This is a genomic window from Streptomyces sp. NPDC048639 (genome assembly GCF_043199075.1).
Taxonomy (GTDB): domain Bacteria; phylum Actinomycetota; class Actinomycetes; order Streptomycetales; family Streptomycetaceae; genus Streptomyces.
The window spans coordinates 821023-838961 of record NZ_JBICVP010000001.1; the positions used below are offsets into that span (position 1 = coordinate 821023).

General features: G+C 71.2%; 15 protein-coding genes. 5 read left to right on the forward strand and 10 right to left on the reverse strand.

Annotated elements, in window-relative coordinates; all coding sequences use genetic code 11:
- Nucleotides 1-53: 53 nt before the first annotated feature.
- From ACGFNH_RS03535 to hrcA, 4 genes are all read right to left on the reverse strand, one after another.
- Entirely contained in the window at nt 54-809 is a 756-nt protein-coding gene (locus ACGFNH_RS03535; protein ID WP_393651298.1) for a 16S rRNA (uracil(1498)-N(3))-methyltransferase, read from the reverse strand.
- Nucleotides 806-1885, reverse strand: coding sequence for a nitronate monooxygenase (locus ACGFNH_RS03540; RefSeq protein ID WP_393651299.1), 1080 nt, complete (start codon nt 1883-1885; stop codon nt 806-808). Before ACGFNH_RS03540 ends, ACGFNH_RS03535 begins: the two co-directional genes overlap by 4 nt.
- 79 nt (nt 1886-1964) lie before the next feature.
- On the reverse strand, nt 1965-3098 hold the full coding sequence (gene dnaJ / locus ACGFNH_RS03545) for a molecular chaperone DnaJ (protein WP_393651300.1): 1134 nt from the start codon (nt 3096-3098) through the stop codon (nt 1965-1967).
- Nucleotides 3099-4115 (reverse strand): heat-inducible transcriptional repressor HrcA, encoded by a 1017-nt coding sequence (hrcA, locus tag ACGFNH_RS03550; RefSeq protein ID WP_393651301.1) that lies wholly within the window; start codon nt 4113-4115, stop codon nt 3099-3101.
- A 201-nt stretch (nt 4116-4316) separates the two neighbouring features.
- Here hrcA and ACGFNH_RS03555 point away from each other — a divergent pair, with 201 nt between their 5' ends.
- Both ACGFNH_RS03555 and ACGFNH_RS03560 read left to right on the forward strand, forming a co-directional pair.
- The gene (locus ACGFNH_RS03555) at nt 4317-5054 is read left to right on the forward strand and encodes an MBL fold metallo-hydrolase (protein ID WP_393651302.1); all 738 of its coding nucleotides are present in this window, start codon (nt 4317-4319) and stop codon (nt 5052-5054) included.
- 34 nt (nt 5055-5088) lie between these two features.
- The gene (locus tag ACGFNH_RS03560) at nt 5089-5910 is read left to right on the forward strand and encodes a DUF3097 domain-containing protein (RefSeq protein ID WP_393651303.1); all 822 of its coding nucleotides are present in this window, start codon (nt 5089-5091) and stop codon (nt 5908-5910) included.
- Here ACGFNH_RS03560 and ACGFNH_RS03565 read toward each other — a convergent pair.
- The 5 genes from ACGFNH_RS03565 to lepA all read right to left on the reverse strand — a co-directional run bounded on the left by ACGFNH_RS03565 (nt 5897) and on the right by lepA (nt 13959).
- The gene (locus tag ACGFNH_RS03565; RefSeq protein ID WP_393651497.1) at nt 5897-7552 is read right to left on the reverse strand and encodes an MFS transporter; all 1656 of its coding nucleotides are present in this window, start codon (nt 7550-7552) and stop codon (nt 5897-5899) included. The two genes, ACGFNH_RS03560 and ACGFNH_RS03565, sit on opposite strands and share 14 nt — an antisense overlap.
- Before the next feature lie 202 nt (nt 7553-7754).
- Nucleotides 7755-8987, reverse strand: coding sequence for a radical SAM family heme chaperone HemW (hemW, locus tag ACGFNH_RS03570; protein WP_393651304.1), 1233 nt, complete (start codon nt 8985-8987; stop codon nt 7755-7757).
- A gap of 248 nt (nt 8988-9235) precedes the next feature.
- A complete protein-coding gene (locus tag ACGFNH_RS03575; RefSeq protein WP_393651305.1) occupies nt 9236-11125 on the reverse strand; it encodes an AMP-dependent synthetase/ligase in 1890 nt (629 codons plus the stop codon).
- A 278-nt stretch (nt 11126-11403) separates the two neighbouring features.
- Entirely contained in the window at nt 11404-11832 is a 429-nt protein-coding gene (locus ACGFNH_RS03580; RefSeq protein ID WP_393651306.1) for a hypothetical protein, read from the reverse strand.
- Between the two features lie 252 nt (nt 11833-12084).
- Complete coding sequence (gene lepA / locus ACGFNH_RS03585; RefSeq protein ID WP_393651307.1) at nt 12085-13959, reverse strand: translation elongation factor 4; 1875 nt, start codon at nt 13957-13959, stop codon at nt 12085-12087.
- A gap of 202 nt (nt 13960-14161) precedes the next feature.
- Here lepA and rpsT point away from each other — a divergent pair, with 202 nt between their 5' ends.
- Complete coding sequence (rpsT, locus tag ACGFNH_RS03590; RefSeq protein ID WP_393651308.1) at nt 14162-14428, forward strand: 30S ribosomal protein S20; 267 nt, start codon at nt 14162-14164, stop codon at nt 14426-14428.
- Between the two features lie 614 nt (nt 14429-15042).
- Nucleotides 15043-15699 (forward strand): hypothetical protein, encoded by a 657-nt coding sequence (locus tag ACGFNH_RS03595; RefSeq protein WP_393651309.1) that lies wholly within the window; start codon nt 15043-15045, stop codon nt 15697-15699.
- A 378-nt stretch (nt 15700-16077) separates the two neighbouring features.
- Here ACGFNH_RS03595 and holA read toward each other — a convergent pair whose 3' ends face one another.
- On the reverse strand, nt 16078-17076 hold the full coding sequence (gene holA / locus ACGFNH_RS03600) for a DNA polymerase III subunit delta (protein ID WP_393651310.1): 999 nt from the start codon (nt 17074-17076) through the stop codon (nt 16078-16080).
- 553 nt (nt 17077-17629) lie between these two features.
- Here holA and ACGFNH_RS03605 point away from each other — a divergent pair.
- Nucleotides 17630-17938 (forward strand): hypothetical protein, encoded by a 309-nt coding sequence (locus ACGFNH_RS03605; RefSeq protein WP_393651311.1) that lies wholly within the window; start codon nt 17630-17632, stop codon nt 17936-17938.
- Nucleotide 17939 lies beyond the last annotated feature (1 nt).

Genomic DNA, 17939 nt, shown 5'->3' on the forward strand with positions numbered 1-17939 from the left:
TACGGGCGGGGCGAGATGACGCCCCGTGCCCTACCGGACGGCGGCGGTCCGGCTCAGGACCAGCGCCCCGTACGGCCCAGCAGCAGGGCCGTCGCCGCGGTGCCCGCCGTGGAGGTGCGCAGCACGGTCGGGCCGAGCCGGTACGGCTTCGCTCCCGCCTCCCCGAACGCGGCCAGCTCCTCCGGCGAGACGCCGCCCTCCGGGCCGACGACGAGCACGATGTCTCCCTGGGCGGGGAGTTCGGCGGTGGCCAGCGGCTCGCCGCCCTCCTCGTGGAGCACGGCCGCGAACGCCGCGCCGGCGAGCAGCCCGGCGACCCGAGACGTCGTCATCGGCTCGGTCACCTCGGGGAAGCGGAGACGGCGGGCCTGCTTGCCCGCCTCGCGGGCGGTGGTCCGCCACTTGGTCAGCGCCTTCGTCCCGCGCTCGCCCCGCCACTGGGTGACGCAACGCGCCGCCGCCCAGGGCACGATCACGTCGGCGCCCGTCTCCGTCATGGTCTCGACGGCGAGTTCGCCCCGGTCTCCCTTGGGCAGCGCCTGCACGACGGTGATACGAAGCCGCGGCTCGGGCTCCTCGCGCCACGCGGAAACGGCGACCTCCAACCGGTCCTTGCCCTCGACAGCGGCCACCGTGCCGTACGCGCCGGTACCCGCCCCGTCCGTCAGCACGATCTCCTCACCCGCGCGCAACCGCCGTACGGACACCGCGTGGCGCCCCTCGGGCCCGCCCAGGGTGACGGTCGTGGCGCCCTCCTGCCGGAGGCGGTGCAGCAGGTCGCGGTCGGCGAGGAAGACCGGTGCCGTCACGACCGGGCTCCGGTCACCAACGACTCGCGCGCCGACTCCAGTTCGGCGACCAGCACCTCGATCAGCTCCCCTGCCGGAAGCTGACGCGCCAGCCGGTGGCCCTGCCCCGCCCAGAGCGCCATCCCCTGCGGGTCGCCCGCCGTGGCGGCGGCCTTGCGCAGCCCCGCGGTCATGTAGTGCACCTGCGGGTACGCGGCCGGGGCGTACCGCCCGTGCTCCCGGACGAACCGGTTGACCAGACCGCGGGCCGGGCGTCCCGAGAAGGCCCGGGTCAGCTCGGTACGGGGGAACAGCGGATCGGTCATGGCCCGCTTGTGCAGGGCATTGGCACCCGACTCGGGGGCGACGAGGAAGGCGGTGCCGAGCTGGGCCGCGTCCGCGCCGGCGGCCAGGGCGCCCGCGATCTGGCAGCCCCGCATCAGCCCGCCCGCAGCGACGATCGGCAACTGCACCGCCTCGCTGACCTGCGCGATGAGCGTCAGCAGACCGACCCCGGACGAGGTGCCGTCGGCCTGGGGGTCGTCGTGGTGGGTGCTCTGGTGGCCTCCGGCCTCGATGCCCTGGACGCAGACGCCGTCGGCACCTGCCCACTGGGCCGCCTGCGCCTCGGCGGGGCTGGTGACGGTGACGACCGTGAGCGTGCCCGTCTTGGCGAACGCCTCCAGGGCCGCGCGCGAGGGGCAGCCGAAGGTGAAGGAGACGACGGGGACGGGATCGTCGAGCAGGATCGCGAGCTTGGCCTCGTACGCGTCGTCCAGGCTGCCGTCGGTGTCGCCGAGCGGCGTCTCGTACCAGGACGACTCACCCGCGAGCTGCTCGCGGTAGACCTCGAGCGCGCCGGCGTCCGCCAGGGAGGGCTGCGGCATGAAGACGTTCACCCCGAAGGGGCGCTCAGTCAGCCCGCGGAGCCGCTTGATCTCCTGATACATCGCCTCCGGCGTCTTGTACCCGGCGGCGAGGAACCCGAGGCCGCCCGCATCGCACACGGCGGCGGCGAGCTCGGGGCAGGACGCCCCGCCGGCCATGGGGGCCTGCACGATCGGGTACGGCGACAGATCGGAGAACACGGAGGGCATGGCCGTATGGTGTCACGCGGTGCCATGCCCCGGCTGCCGGGGTCAGCGGGCACCGACCCCGGAACGCGGGCACCATCGGTCAGCGGCCGTTGAAGGCATCCTTCAGGCGGGAGAAGAGCCCCTGCTGCCCCGGCTGAAAGTGGCCCGAAGGCCGCTCCTCCCCGCGCAGTTTCGAGAGCTGCCGCAGCAGATCCTCCTGCTGCGGATCGAGCTTCGAAGGCGTCTGGACCTCGACGTGGACGATCAGGTCACCGCGCCCGCCGCCGCGCAGATGCGTGATGCCGCGCTGGTGGAGCGGGACCGACTGCCCGGACTGCGTGCCCGGCCGGATGTCGACCTCCTCCAGCCCGTCGAGCGTCTCCAGCGGCACCTGGGTGCCGAGAGCCGCCGCCGTCATCGGGATGGTGACCGTGCAGTGCAGGTCGTCCCCGCGCCGCTGGAACACCGGGTGCGGCATCTCGTGGATCTCGACGTACAGATCGCCCGCCGGGCCGCCGCCCGGGCCGACCTCGCCCTCGCCCGCCAGCTGGATGCGGGTGCCGTTGTCCACGCCCGCCGGGATCTTGACGGTGAGGGTGCGGCGGGAGCGGATGCGCCCGTCGCCCGCGCACTCCGGGCAGGGGTTGGGCACGACCGTGCCGAAGCCCTGACACTGCGGGCACGGCCGCGAGGTCATGACCTGGCCGAGGAAGGACCGCGTCACCTGCGAGACCTCGCCGCGTCCGCGGCACATGTCGCAGGTCTGCGCGGAGGTGCCGGGTGCCGCGCCCTCACCGGAGCACGTGGTGCACACGATGGCGGTGTCGACCTGGATGTCCTTCGTGGTGCCGAAGGCCGCCTCGTCCAGCTCGATGTCGAGCCGGATCATGGCGTCCTGGCCTCGCCGCGTGCGCGACCTCGGACCGCGCTGGGAGGCGGTGCCGAAGAAGGCGTCCATGATGTCGGAGAAGTTGCCGAAGCCCGCGCCGAAGCCGCCCGCGCCGCCCGCGGCAGCGCCCGAGAGCGGGTCACCACCGAGGTCGTAGACCTGCTTCTTCTGCGGATCGGAGAGCACCTCGTAAGCGGCGTTGATCTCCTTGAACCGCTCCTGGGTCTTCGGATCCGGATTGACGTCCGGGTGCAGCTCACGGGCGAGGCGACGGAACGCCTTCTTGATCTCGTCCTGCCCTGCGTCGCGGCGCACTCCGAGGACGGCGTAGTAATCCGTGGCCACTTACGACTCCGCCAGGATCTGTCCGACGTAACGTGCCACTGCGCGTACCGCTCCCATCGTTCCGGGGTAGTCCATGCGGGTCGGTCCGACCACGCCGAGTTTGGCGACTGCCTCGTCGCCCGAACCGTAGCCGACCGCGACGACCGATGTGGAAGTCAGCCCCTCATGGGCGTTCTCATGCCCGATTCGTACGGTCATGCCAGGGTCCTTGGCCTCGCCGAGGAGCTTGAGGAGCACCACCTGCTCCTCCAGGGCCTCCAGCACCGGCCGGATGGTCAAGGGGAAGTCGTGCCCGAAGCGGGTGAGATTGGCGGTGCCGCCGATCACCAGCCGCTCCTCGGTCTCCTCCACCAGGGTCTCGAGCAGCGTCGCCAGGACCGTGGAGACCGCGGGCTTGTCCTCGGCCTCGAAGGATTCCGGCAGATCCTGCACGAGTTGGGGCACATCCGCGAAACGCCTGCTGCCGACCCGGCTGTTGAGCCGCGCCCGCAGATCGGCGAGGGAGGTCTCACCGAAAGGCGCGGGCAGGTCGACCATGCGCTGCTCGACACGGCCGGTGTCCGTGATCAGCACCAGCATCAGCCGGGCGGGAGCCAGTGACAGCAGCTCCACGTGCCGGATGGTCGAGCGCGTGAGCGACGGGTACTGCACCACGGCGACCTGCCGGGTGAGCTGCGCCAGCAGCCGGACCGTACGTCCGACCACGTCGTCGAGGTCGACGGCGCCGTCCAGGAAGTTCTGGATGGCGCGGCGCTCGGCCTGCGACAGCGGCTTGACGCCCGCGAGCTTGTCGACGAAGAGGCGGTAGCCCTTGTCCGTCGGGATGCGGCCGGCGCTGGTGTGCGGCTGAGCGATGAACCCCTCGTCCTCCAGCACCGCCATGTCGTTACGGACGGTGGCCGGGGAGACACCGAGGCCGTGTCGCTCCGTGAGCGCCTTGGAACCGACGGGCTCCTCCGTGCCCACGTAGTCCTGGACGATGGCGCGCAGCACTTCGAGTCTGCGTTCGCTGAGCATGCGCACACCTCCAGCATCTGTTCCTCGGCCCTGGGCTTGGCACTCACTGTCTCTGAGTGCCAGCTTCCCCCGAGCCAGTGTACGGCGCGGTGGTATGACCAGGGCAAGGGCGGCCCGCTCGCCCGGAGCCCCCGTCCCGCGCCCGCGGTCCGGTGAACTCGGCAGCGAGCAACGCTACCTGGCTGGGACTAGCGTCGTCGCATGAACCGCACTTGGGAAGAGGCGGGCTGGGAGCAGCTCGCACCGGGCGTCGCCCGCCGCCGCCTGCCGGGCTGGGACGCGACGGCCGGTCTGGTCCACGGACCTTCCGCCGTGCTGATGGTCGACGCGGGCGCCACGCTCCGCGAGGGCGCCCAGCTCCGGCAGCAGGCGGAGGAGATGCTGGGACGCCGGGTGACGCATCTCGCACTCACGCACCCGCACTTCGACCACGTCCTGGGCGCCGCGGCCTTCGCGGGCACGCAGGTCTACGGCGCGATCCGGATGGACCTGATGCTGGGCGGCCGGCGGGCGCGGCAGGCCCTGCGCGACGACGCCGTACGGCATGGGGTCGACGGGGAGACCGCCACCGAGGCCGCCGAGATGCTGCTGCGGCCGGACCATCTGGTCAGCGGGGAGATGACGGTCCCCCTCGGCGACGGACGGGATGTGGTCCTGGTCAACGTCGGCCCCGGACACAGCGGCCACGACCTGGCGGTGCTCGTCCCCGGGCTCGGGGGCGGGCCCAGCGTCGTCTTCTGCGGCGACCTGGTGGAGGAGTCGGGCGAGCCGCAGGCCGGCCCCGACGCCATCCCCACCCAGTGGCCCGCAGCCCTGGACCGGCTGCTGGACCTCGGCGGCGAGGACGCGCTGTACGTGCCCGGGCACGGAGCGGTGGTCGACGCGGGCTTCCTGCGGGCGCAGCGCGACGACCTGGCGGCCCGGTTCGGCGTGTCGTAGGCGCACGAGGGCGGGGATCCGTAAGGTCGGTCGGATGCGCAGCAGAAGTTACGGGCCCGACCTCACCCCGCCATGGAAGAAGCAGAACCCCGCACCCGAGGTGCCGGTGGAGACGGACATGGTGGTCGAGGAGGTCACGACCGGCTTCTGCGGCGCGGTGGTGCGCTGGGAGAAGACGGCCGAGGGCCCGACCGTCACCCTGGAGGACCGCTTCCGCAAGCAGCGCGTGTTCCCCATGACGCCCCGCGGCTTCCTGCTGGAGGGCAAGGTCGTCACGCTCGTCCGGCCGTCGGTGACGGCGCCGCGTCCCCCGTCCCGCACGGCGTCGGGTTCGGTCGCCGTCCCGGGCGCGCGGGCGCGCGTCGCGCGCGCCGGGCGGATCTATGTCGAAGGGCGGCACGACGCCGAACTCGTCGAACGCGTCTGGGGCGACGATCTGCGCATCGAGGGAGTGGTCGTCGAGTACTTGGAGGGCGTGGACGACCTTCCGGCGATCGTCGACGGCTTCGCGCCGGGCCCGGACGCCCGTCTCGGCGTGCTGGTCGACCATCTGGTGCCCGGGTCCAAGGAGTCCCGGATCGCCGCGGAGGTCACCGGCGACGACGTCCTGGTGGTGGGCCACCCGTACATCGACGTCTGGGAGGCGGTGAAGCCCTCATCGGTGGGCATCCCGGGCTGGCCCGCCGTGCCGCGCGGCCAGGACTGGAAGACGGGCGTGTGCCGCGCGCTCGGCTGGCCGGAGAACACCGGTGCCGCATGGCAGCGCATCCTGGGATCGGTCCGCAGCTACAAAGACCTCGAACCGACGCTGCTGGGACGGGTCGAGGAACTGATCGACTTCGTCACCGCTCCGTAGCGGCGGAGTCGCCGCCCGGCCCGCTACCGGTCTGCGGCGCCTCCTCGCTCTCACCCGTGACACGCGTACCGGGGTGGAAGCCGGAGCAGAGGAACGCGATGGCCAGCGCACCCGCCATGCAGTAGTAGACGACCTGGTTGGCCTCCGCGAAGTCCATACGGATATCGCTCAGGGCGTCGCTGCCGAGCCGGGCGAGCGGGCTGTCGCCGGACGGCTGCCGGTTGTCCGCGTTGCCGGAGATCGCCTCGGCGATGTCCCGGGCGCCCGCATGCGCCGCCCCCTCCGAAACGCCCCGGGCCTCCAGGCTCTCCACGACGCGATTGGTCATGGTGTGCGTCAGCACCGTGCCGAAGACCGCCAGGCCGATGCTGGCCGCGTAGTTGCGCACCGTCTGCGTGATGCCGGTGACCTCGCCGTACGAGGCGCCGATCGAGCGGTTGACGGCATCGGTGGAGGCGGGGGCGAGCAGGAAGCCGATCCCGGCGCCGGCGAGCGCGGCGTACGGCCACTGGTCGTGCAGGGAGAGGTCGGTGAGCTTGTTGGCCCAGAGGGCGAAGCCGACGGCGCCGAGCGCGGTGCCCAGCCGGATGGCCGGCTTGGCGCCCTTCTTGTCGAGGATGCGGCCGCCCCACTGGGAGGCGATGGCGAACCCGGCGAAGAAGTAGAGCAGGAAGAGCGCGGCCTGGTTGGGCGATGAACTGAGCGAGACCTGGGCGTAGACCGAGGTGAAGAAGAACACCGGGACGAACGCCATCATCGAGAAGAACAGCACGGCGATATCGACGGAGAAGGCCCGGTCGGCGAACACGCGCAGTTTGACGAGCGGATAGCGGCACCTCAGCTCGTAGCCCACGAACAGTGCCAGGACCACCAGGCCGCCCAGGATGCACACCCAGGTGGCGGCGCTGCTCCAGCCCCACGCGGTGGCCTGCTGCAACCCCAGGACGCTCAGGCCCATCCCGATGACGACGAGCGCCGCGCCCGCCCAGTCGACGGGCTCGCGGCGCTGCTCGTTCCGGATGCGGGCGGCGAACGTCAGCGCGATGGCGATGATCGCGACCGGGACGTTGACCCAGAAGATCGCGCGCCAGGTCCAGGTGGTCAGCCAGCCGCCGAGCAGCGGGCCCACGGCCGTCAGCGCGCCGGATACCCCGAAGAAGAGCGCGAGCGCCCGGCCGCGCCTCTCCACGGGGAACACGGCGACGACCACGGCGAGCGCGGCCGGGAACATGAACGCCGCACCGATGCCCTGGGTGGCGCGGAAGCTGATCAGCCACACCTGGGCGCCATCCCCGGAGGGCACGGCGCCGCACAGCGCGGAGGACACGACGAACACGAGTGTGCCGATGAGCATGAGCCGCTTGTGGCCGAAGACGTCGGAGAGCCGGCCGCCGAGGGCGAAGAAGGCCGCGAGGGTGAGCAGATAGGCGTTGACGACCCACTGCATGCCCGAGGCGGAGAGGTTCAGTTCCCTGATGATGTCCGGCGCGGCGATGGAAACGATGGTCTGGTCGATGAAGGTCATTGCCACCGCGAACATCATGGCCGCCAGCGCCACGGACTCGCGCGGTGCCTCCGCCGCGGCCGGGTGCGCCGGTTCGGACGATGACGGCGGTGGCTGAGGACCCGAAGAGCCCCTCATGTCGCTCACATCACAGGATTCTCCGCGACCTCACCTGCCCCGGCATCCCGGCGACGGCCGGACTCCTCCGGCCGGGGGATGCATCGCGCGTACGAGAACGGGCCGCGGCGTTCGCCCCGGCGGGCACGGAAGGGGGCGTTTGTCTCGGCGTGTTCGAGACGGTCGGGGGTTCGTCCCGGCCCGTGCAGCTCCCGGCCAGCCCTCAGTCGACCAGGTCGCGCACGACGGCGTCGGCGAGCAGGCGCCCGCGCAGGGTCAGCACCGCGCGGCCGTCCTCGTACGGGCCCGGCTCCAGCAGGCCGTCCGTCAGCGCGCGCCCGGCCGCCCGCGCGCCCGCGGAAGCGAGGAGGTCGAGCGAGCAGCCGTCCTTGAGGCGGATCTCCAGCAGGATGCGCTCGACCCTGCGGTCCTCGTCGGCCAGCACCTCGCGGCCCGCGCCCGGGGAGCGGCCCTCGCTCAGGGCCTGGGCGTACGCGCCGGGGTGTTTGACGTTCCACCAGCGCACGCCGCCGACGTGGCTGTGGGCCCCCGGACCGGCACCCCACCAGTCGGCGCCGGTCCAGTACAGCTCGTTGTGGCGGCAGCGGCCCGCCTGCGACGTGGCCCAGTTCGAGACCTCGTACCAGTCGAACCCGGCGGCCGACAGCGTCTCCTCGGCGATGAGGTAGCGGTCGGCGTGCACGTCGTCGTCGGTCATCGGCACCTCGCCGCGCCGGATGCGCCGGGCGAGCTGCGTGCCCTCCTCGACGATCAGCGCGTACGCGGACACGTGGTCGGGGCCGGCGCCGATCGCGGCGTCCAGCGAGGCGCGCCAGTCCTCGTCGCTCTCCCCCGGCGTCCCGTAGATCAGGTCGAGGTTCACATGGCCGAACCCCGCCGCGCGCGCCTCGGCGACACACGCCTCGGGGCGCCCGGGGGTGTGCGTACGGTCCAGGACCTGGAGGACGTGGCGGCGGGCGCTCTGCATGCCGAACGAGACGCGGTTGAAGCCCGACTCCCGTAGCTCGGCGAGGTAGCGCGGGTCCACGGACTCCGGATTGGCCTCGGTGGTGATCTCGGCGCCGTCCGCGAGGCCGAACTCGTCCCGGATCGCGGCGAGCATCCGGCCGAGATCGGCGGCGGGGAGGAGGGTCGGCGTGCCGCCGCCCACGAAGACGGTCTCGACAGGCCGAGGGTCGTCGCCGAGCACCTTGCGGGCGAGCCGGACCTCCTCGGCGAGTGTGTCCGCGTAGTTCTCGCGCGAAGCCAGGGCGCCACCGGAGCCGCGCAGCTCGCTCGCGGTGTAGGTGTTGAAGTCGCAGTAGCCGCAGCGGGTCGCGCAGTACGGCACGTGCAGGTAGAAGCCGAGCGGCCGGCCGGCCGCCCCGTCGAGGGCAGGGCCGGGCAGCGCCCCGTCATGGGGCACGGGCTCGCCGTCGGGCAGTGCGGAGGGCATGCCCCCATTGTCCACTGCCGAAGGAGGGCCCCGTCCCGGCCGGGGGCGCGGCCCGTCCCGGGGAACGGGCGAGCCCCGGGCGGGAACGCCCGGGGCTCGCTTCCGTCCGCGCCTGAGGTGGTCGAGCCGTGTCGTTGGATCGGCTCGGGTCAGCCCGCGGCGCTTGGTGCTGAGGGCACCTCCCAGGAAAAGCTCCGGGGGAGCCCTGCAAGGCGCCGCGGGCCCTAAGGCGACCCGTAGGACAGGCCCTACGCCTCGCGCGTACCGTCGTACATCTCGTCGATCAGATGCTTGAACTCCCGCTCCACGACAGGCCTCTTGAGCTTGAGGCTGGGAGTGAGCTCGCCGTGCTCGATATCGAGGTCGCGCGGCAGGATCCGGAACTTCTTGATCGTCTGCCAGCGCTGCAGACCCTCGTTCAGGCGGCTGACGTAGCCGCCGATCATCTCCTCGACCTGCTTGGAGGTGACCACGTCCGCGTACGGCTTGCCCGCCATGCCGTGGTCGGCGCCCCACGCCGTGATCGAGGGCTCGTCGAGCGCGATGAGCGCCGTGCAGAAGTTCCGGTCGGCGCCGTGGACCAGGATGTTGGAGACGAACGGGCAGACGGCCTTGAACTGGCCCTCGACCTCCGCCGGCGCGATGTACTTGCCGCCCGAGGTCTTGATCAGGTCCTTCTTGCGGTCGGTGATCCGCAGGAAGCCGTCCGAGGACAGCTCGCCGATGTCGCCGGTGTGGAACCAGCCGTCGGACTCCAGCACCTCGGCCGTCCGGTCCGGCAGGCCGTGGTAGCCCTCCATGATGCCGGGGCCGCGGAGCAGGATCTCGCCGTCGTCGGCGATCCGGACCTCGGTACCGGGCAGCGGCCTGCCGACCGTACCGGTGCGGTAGGTCTCCCCCGGGTTGACGAAGCTGGCGGCGCTGGACTCGGTGAGGCCGTAGCCCTCCAGGATGTTGATGCCGGCGCCGGAGAAGAAGAAGCCGATGTCGGGGGCGAGCGCGGCGGAGCCGGAGACCGCGGCACGCAGCCGGCCGCCGAACGCCTCGCGCAGCTTGGCGTAGACGAGCTTGTCGGCGACGGCGTGCTTGACGGTGAGGCCGAGGGGCGCCGTCCTGCTGCCCGTGCGGCGCAGGTTGTCCTGGGAGACCTTCGCGTAGTCGCGGGCGACACCCGCTGCCCACATGAAGATCTTGTACTTGGCCGGGCCGCCCGCACGGGCCTTGGCCACGACGCCGTTGTAGACCTTCTCGAAGATGCGGGGCACGGCCGCCATGTAGGTCGGCCTGACCACCGGGAGGTTCTCGATGATCTTGTCGATGCGGCCGTCGACGGCGGTGACGTGGCCGACCGCGATCTGGCCCGAGGTCAGGACCTTGCCGAAGACGTGCGCCAGCGGCAGCCACAGGTACTGCACGTCCTCACCGGTGACCAGGCCGGTGGACTCGATGGCCCGGGCCATGTACGCCCAGTTGTCGTGCGGCAGCCGTACGCCCTTGGGGCGCCCGGTGGTACCGGAGGTGTAGATCAGCGTGGCGAGCTGGTCGGCGGTGATCGCGTCGATCCGCTTGCGGACGACGTCCGGGTTCAGCTCCAGGTAGGCCGCGCCGCGCCGTTCGAGCTCGGCGAGGGAGAGCACCCAGTCCTCGGGGTCGCCCGGGGCGGTCAGCGCGTCGGCCTCGTTCATCACGACGACATGCGCCAGATCCGGGAGCTGGGCGCGCTGCTCGCGGGCCTTGACGAGCTGCTCGGCATTCTCGGCGATCATGACCCGGCTGCCGGAGTCCGCCAGGATGTACGCGGTCTCCTCGGCGTTGGTGGACGGGTAGACGGTCGTGGTCGCGGCACCCGCGCACAGAACGCCGAGGTCGGCGAGGATCCAGTCCAGGCAGGTGGCGGACGCGATGGCCACCCGCTCCTCGGGGCGTACACCGACGTCGATCAGGCCGGCGGCGATGGACAGGACGCGATCCGCGGACTGCTTCCAGGTGAGTGAGCGCCAGTCGTCCGGGCCGTCGCCCGAGGCGGGCGGCACGGGGTAGCGAAATGCCTCCCGCTCCGGTGTGGCCTCGACCCGCTCCAGGAAGAGCGTCGCCACGGAGGGCGGCCGGTTATCGATAAGGGTCTGTGTGTCGCTCACGACATCCTCCGTGCCCCGCGGCAAGTGCTGTGAGTGGGAGCGGTTCGATCCGCCAGTTGTTTAACTGGCGAGTAACCTTCGAGCAGCCATCAGCGTAGGGCGCGTTCCGCCTTTGCGTAAGGGGGGACTGCACACTCGTTGACGTGCGTTTCACCCAGTGGACGGCACGAATCCGTCATCTGCCAGTCATGGATAACGAACATGGAGAAGCGGGCCCGGATCGACATGTCCGGACCCGCTCGCACGCATCGCACGGTGCCGCCAGAGGAGGACCAGGCTCAGCCGGCCACGGGCAGACCGCCGAGCAGCCCGCCGTTCCCGCCCAGACCGCCCAGACCGCCCTGACCCTGACCGCCCTGACCGCCGGCGAACTGGCTTCCGCCCATCATTCCGGTGGACGGGTTGGCAGCCGCGTCGTGGCCCTGCCCGACCTGCTCGAGGACGGACTTGCGGATGTCGTTGTCCACCATGCGCGGATCCATCCGCTGGCCGCCCTGCAGCGGGGTGGTGATGACGGAGAGAAGGCCGTTGAGCGGCTTCTCCGCCGGGTTCTTCACATCACCCAGCGGCTGGTCCTTGAGCAGCGCCGTCTGGCCCATCGGAGTCCTGGCGGAGGCCGGGGGCCCGTCGTCGGCGACGGCGGCGGATCCGGTTCCGAGGGCCATGACGGAGCCGACAACCACGGCGGCAGCCTTCGTGTACTTCACTTGAGCATCCCTTCCCGAGCGGTGTCTGCGCGGGCACGACCATCGTGCCCGCCCGGGTCCGGCCTGGGCCGCCCGGATCACCGCTGCCGCAGTGCGTAACGGCACGTTTCTGCCGCGAGAAACCGGAAGGCCCGGCATTCACCCGTATGCCACACGAAGGCGCCCGCCCCCGGGTGTTCGGGGGCGGGCGCCTTTACAACGGTGGCAGCTCCTCGGCGGGCCGCGGCCTCTCCTTCTCGGCGGAGGCCTCGGCTACTTCTTCGCCTTGGCCTCGCCGCCCTCGGAATCCGAGGACAGCACCGCGATGAAAGCCTCCTGCGGGACCTCCACGTTGCCGACCATCTTCATCCGCTTCTTGCCCTCCTTCTGCTTCTCCAGCAGCTTCCGCTTACGGGAGATGTCACCGCCGTAGCACTTGGCGAGGACGTCCTTGCGGATGGCACGGACGGTTTCCCGGGCGATCACACGGCTGCCGATGGCCGCCTGGATGGGCACCTCGAAGTTCTGCCGCGGGATCAGCTCGCGCAGCTTGGCCACGAGTCGCACGCCGTACGCGTACGCCTTGTCCTTGTGCGTGATCGCCGAGAAGGCGTCGACCTTGTCGCCGTGCAGCAGGATGTCGACCTTGACCAGCTCGGCGGTCTGTTCGCCGGTGGGCTCGTAGTCGAGCGAGGCGTAGCCACGGGTCTTGGACTTGAGCTGGTCGAAGAAGTCGAAGACGATCTCGGCCAGCGGGAGGGTGTAGCGCAGCTCGACGCGGTCCTCGGAGAGGTAGTCCATCCCCAGCAGCGAGCCGCGCCGGTTCTGGCACAGCTCCATGATCGCGCCGATGAACTCGCTGGGGGCCAGGAGAGTGGCGCGGACGACCGGCTCGTGCACCTCGGCGATCTTGCCGGTGGGGAACTCGCTCGGGTTGGTGACCGTGTGCTCGGTGCCGTCCTCCATGTCGACGCGGTAGACCACGTTGGGGGCGGTGGCGATCAGGTCGAGCCCGAACTCGCGCTCCAGCCGCTCCCGGATCACGTCCAGGTGCAGCAGGCCGAGGAAGCCGACGCGGAAGCCGAAGCCGAGCGCGGCGGAGGTCTCCGGCTCGTAGACCAGCGCGGCGTCGTTGAGCTGGAGCTTGTCCAGGGCCTCACGGAGCTCGGGGTAGTCGGAGCCGTCCAGCGGATAGAGGCCCGAGAAGACCATGGGCTTCGGGTCCTTGTAGCCGCCGAGCGGCTCCACGGCGCCCTTGCTGAGCTGGGTGATGGTGTCACCCACCTTGGACTGCCGGACGTCCTTCACACCGGTGATCAGATAGCCCACCTCGCCGACGCCGAGGCCGTCGGCCGGGGTCATCTCCGGCGAGTTGGTGCCGATCTCCAGCAGCTCGTGCGAGGCGCCGGTCGACATCATCCTGATCCGCTCACGCCTGTTGAGCTGTCCGTCGACGACACGGACGTAGGTGACGACGCCGCGGTACGAGTCGTAGACCGAGTCGAAGATCATCGCGCGGGCCGGGGAGTCCTTGACGCCGACCGGGGCCGGGACCGTCTCCACCACCTTGTTGAGCAGCTCCGGGACGCCGTCACCGGTCTTCGCCGAGACTCTGAGCACATCCTCCGGCTCGCAGCCGATGAGATGCGCCAGCTCCTCGGAGAACTTCTCCGGCTGGGCGGCCGGCAGGTCGATCTTGTTCAGCACGGGGATGATCGCGAGGTCGTTCTCCATCGCCAGGTAGAGGTTGGCGAGGGTCTGCGCCTCGATGCCCTGAGCCGCGTCCACCAGGAGGAGCGTGCCCTCGCAGGCCGCGAGCGAGCGCGAGACCTCATAGGTGAAGTCCACGTGGCCCGGGGTGTCGATCATGTTGAGGATGTGAGTGGTGCCCGCACCCTCCCCCGCGGTCGGCGCCCACGGCAGCCTCACCGCCTGGGACTTGATCGTGATGCCGCGCTCGCGCTCGATGTCCATCCGGTCGAGATACTGGGCGCGCATCTGCCGCTGCTCGACGACGCCGGTGAGCTGCAGCATGCGGTCGGCAAGCGTGGACTTGCCGTGGTCGATGTGCGCGATGATGCAGAAGTTACGGATGCGCGCCGGGTCGGTACGGCTCGGCTCCGGCACATTACTAGGGGTCGCGGGCACGCAGGGTCCTGTTTCTTGAGGCGTCTGCCGCCTCTGGTCGGATCGATACGTAGCCTCCATAGTCCCACGCCCTCAGGTGAGCGACGGGTTTGGGAGGCCTTCGGGGCTGCTGGTAGCCTGGTCCACTGTGCCTCGTGCCCTCTCAAGCCGAGGCGCTGCTCAGTAAGCTCAGGAAATCAGACGAACCTGCAAAGGCTCTTTCGTGGCGAACATCAAGTCCCAGATCAAGCGGAACAAGACGAACGAGAAGGCGCGCCTGCGCAACAAGGCCGTCAAGTCCTCGCTCAAGACCGCGATCCGCAAGACCCGTGAGGCCGTCGAGGCCGGCGACGCCGAGAAGGCCACCGTGGCCGCTCGCGAGGCGACCCGCAAGCTCGACAAGGCCGTCAGCAAGGGCGTGATCCACAAGAACCAGGCCGCCAACAAGAAGGCTGCTCTGGCTCAGCGGGTCGCGACCCTCCAGGGCTGACACCTGTAACAGCTGACACTCGCAACACCTGCCTCACACACCTCAACAGTGACGTGATGTACGGGGCTCCGGCCCCAGGGGCTCCAGAGCCCCGACCCTGCCGACCCGGATCCAGCGGACCCTCTCAACCGCTCCGGACGGCAACCTTCGCGCCGCACGCGGCCTGCGTTCGCCACGCGGGTGCGGCGCACTCCAATTCATTGCCGAAGGCCCGGTGCCTGTTCCTTCCCCAGGACAGCACCGGGCCTTCGGTGTGCGCGGGTACCGTCCCGCGGCACCGGGGGTCGGTGTGGCCGATGTCGGATTCACTGCCGGGTTCCGCCCCGGGTTCGGCGTTGGGGTCAGTGGGGGACGGGCGGGGCGCGGGGAGTGGAGCACGCGCCGCTGTCGTATGCGGACAGGTCCGCTATCTTCACGGCATGTCGATACCGGGGGATCAGTCGAATCCGTATGCCGCGCAGCCGTACGGCGGTCAGTCCCATCCGCAGCCGCCACATGCGTACCCACCGCAGCCTCCTCAGCCACAGCCGTCTCACACGCATCAGCCGCAGCCGCCCGGCCTTCCCGGGCCGTACGTGCCGCCGCAGCCCGGGGGTTACGGGTTCGGGCCGCCCGTGCCGCCCGCCCCCTCCTCCGCCGCGGGCCGCGGCTGGCTATGGGCGCTGGGCGGGGCGGTCGTCGCCTCCGCGGTGTGGGCGGCCGTCGTCTTCGCGACCGGAGGCTTCCCGGGCCAGGGAGGCGGAAGCCCCGACCTCGCCGGCTACACCTACCGCGAGGACATCTGCCCGGACACCGATCTTTCGGCCTTCAAAGAGGAGTACCCGGAGGAGAAGTCGTCCCCGAAGAACGACGCGGCCACGCACAAGGCGCTCGACGCCATGTGGTGCACGACGTCGCTCGCGCCGTCCGGCGCCCGCTACTCGAGCGCCACCGTGACGGTCGAAATGTGGCTCTACAAGGCCACCGACCCCTCGGCCAACTTCGAGGCGCAGTACGAGAGTTTCGACCAGCGAGGCGGCAGCGGGAACACCTTCTCGGTGCGCAAGGTCCCCGGCATCGGCGACGTGGCGTACCTGGTGACGCCCGAGAAGCCGCGGGAGACGGGCTCGTCGGCGTATCTCGCGGTGCGCGACGGCTGGATGACCTTCCAGATGAGCTTCAGCAACTACGTCTCGTCCAGCGACAGCGGGGATTCGGAGCCGGACATCTCGGAGATCGAGGACATGCTGAAGCAGGACACAAAGGCGACGTTGAGGAAGCTGAGCGGCTGAGTCCGGGCGGGCGGGAGGAGACCGGCTGAGTCCGAGGGCGTGTCGGAATCGGTCGGGGCCAGGGCGTGTGGGGAGACCGGTCGGGCCGGGGGGGCGCGTGGGGACCGGTCGGGGCAGGGCACGTGCGGAGACCGGTCGGGCCGGGGGGGCGCGTGGGGACCGGTCGGGGCCGGGCACGTGCGGAGCAGTCGGGGTCGGGGCGCGTGGGGACCGGTCGAGTTCGGGGAACGGGCCGCGTTTCGCAGGGCTGTTCCGCGGGCCCGCACCGTCGCCCTTCCCGAACTCCCGGCCTCCGGAGACCCGAATCGCCCGCGTCACCGCCAAGCGGCCCAGTGGTGTGCCTGGTGCGGCACAGTGGTGTGCCTGGTGCGCCTCCGGTCAGCGGGGGCGTGAGGGGCGTGCGGCGCGCGCGATCGTCACCACGGCCTTCTCCAGGGCGTATTCGGGGTCGTCCCCGCCGCCCTTGACCGCACCGTCGGCTTCGGCCACCGCCCTCAGCGCGACCGAGACGCCATCCGCCGACCAGCCCCGCATCTGCTGTCGCACACGGTCGATCTTCCAGGGCGGCATGCCCAGCTCGCGGGCGAGATCGCCGGGCCGCATGCCGCGGGGCGCGGACGCGAGCTTGCCGATCGCCCGTACGCCCTGGGCGAGCGCGCTGGTGATCAGTACGGGTGCGACGCCAGTGGACAGCGACCAGCGGAGCGCCTCGAGCGCCTCGGCGGTCCTGCCCTCCACCGCCCGGTCGGCGACGGTGAAACTGGACGCCTCGGCACGGCCGGTGTAGTACCGGGCGACGACGGCCTCGTCGATGGTTCCCTCGACGTCGGCGGCCAACTGCGAACAGGCACTGGCGAGTTCGCGCAGATCGCTGCCGATCGCATCGACCAGCGCCTGGCAGGCCTCGGGCGTCGCGGAACGTCCCGCGGCGCGGAACTCCGAGCGCACGAAAGCCAGTCGGTCCGCAGGCTTGGTCATCTTCGGGCACGCGACCTCGCGGGCTCCCGCTTTGCGTGCGGCGTCCAGGAGCCCCTTGCCCTTGGCGCCGCCCGCGTGCAGCAGGACGAGGGTGATCTCCTCGGCCGGAGCGGCGAGGTAGCCCTTCACGTCCTTGATGGCGTCCGCGGAGACGTCCTGCGCGTCGCGCACCACGACGACCTTGCGCTCGGCGAACAGCGACGGGCTCGTCAGCTCGGCGAGCGTGCCCGGTCGCAGTGCGTCGGGCATGAGTTCGCGCACATCGGTGTCCGCGTCGGCCGCGCGGGCCGCCGCGACGACCTGCTGCACGGCACGGTCGAGGAGGAGATCCTCCTGGCCCACGGCAAGCGTGATGGGGGCGAGGGGGTCGTCGTTCTGAGTCGCAGTCTTCCTGGCCATCGGGACACAGCATCCCACGGGCCGCTGACAGCCCCAGCCCGGACGAGTCGCGGGGAGCGGTTCGTCGGGTGGACGGGCCTGTGGAGCGCCCGCGTCCCGGGGCGCGGGCGCTCACCCCGGCAGCCCGCGTCCCGGGGCGCCGTCGCTCCACCCGGGCAGGGGTCGGCGGTGACTCTGCCGGGCTGAAGAAGCCGGGTTCACAGGGACATGGCCGCGGAGCGGGCCCCCTCCGCGGAAGAGGTTCCGGATATGGGAGAGGCACGGACGGCATGTGATGAGGGACGCCACAGGGTGGGGCACCGCTCGCGAAGGGCGGCCACCGGGCCGAGGCGCCCTGGGGGGATAGGGCACCACCGGAGCGAGGCACCACGGGATACGGCACCACCGGAGCGAGGCACCACGGGATGAGGCACCGCCCGCGACGGAGCACCGCCTGCCCAGGTGCCGCCCGGTGGAGAACCTGCGCCCCGTGGTGGGCCGCCGCCTTGGAAGAGCCGCATCCAGGGGGCGGGCAGGTATCGGGCGACCAGATCCCGTCCCGCACAATGGGCGGATGAGCAGCGCCGCGTCCCGTCCTCCCGAGACGGACCACTCCCCCGCCTCCTCCGGCGACCCCTCACCCCTGCACCACCACGTTCTCGTGTTCCCCGACCGCGACACGGCGGAGGACGCCGCCGAGGAGATCGTCAGCCGCTTCGCGCCGAGCGGCGAACCGCAGTTCGTTCGCGACGCTCTGGCCGGTGAGGACGACGCCGAGGATGCCCAGTGGCTCGTGGTCGTCGACGACCCGGCCGGAAAGCTGGACGCTGCCGCGCTCGCCGCCTTCGCCGAGGAGTACGAGGGCTGGCTCGAGGAGGAGTGAC

Coding starts and splice junctions, on each gene's coding strand:
- ACGFNH_RS03540 (WP_393651299.1), bottom strand. CDS start 1,885: ATGCCCTCCGTGTTCTCCGATCTGTCGCCGTACCCGATCGTGCAGGCC.
- hrcA (WP_393651301.1), bottom strand. CDS start 4,115: ATGCTCAGCGAACGCAGACTCGAAGTGCTGCGCGCCATCGTCCAGGAC.
- ACGFNH_RS03555 (WP_393651302.1), top strand. CDS start 4,317: ATGAACCGCACTTGGGAAGAGGCGGGCTGGGAGCAGCTCGCACCGGGC.
- ACGFNH_RS03560 (WP_393651303.1), top strand. CDS start 5,089: ATGCGCAGCAGAAGTTACGGGCCCGACCTCACCCCGCCATGGAAGAAG.
- ACGFNH_RS03565 (WP_393651497.1), bottom strand. CDS start 7,552: ATGAGGGGCTCTTCGGGTCCTCAGCCACCGCCGTCATCGTCCGAACCG.
- hemW (WP_393651304.1), bottom strand. CDS start 8,987: ATGCCCTCCGCACTGCCCGACGGCGAGCCCGTGCCCCATGACGGGGCG.
- holA (WP_393651310.1), bottom strand. CDS start 17,076: ATGGCCAGGAAGACTGCGACTCAGAACGACGACCCCCTCGCCCCCATC.
- ACGFNH_RS03605 (WP_393651311.1), top strand. CDS start 17,630: ATGAGCAGCGCCGCGTCCCGTCCTCCCGAGACGGACCACTCCCCCGCC.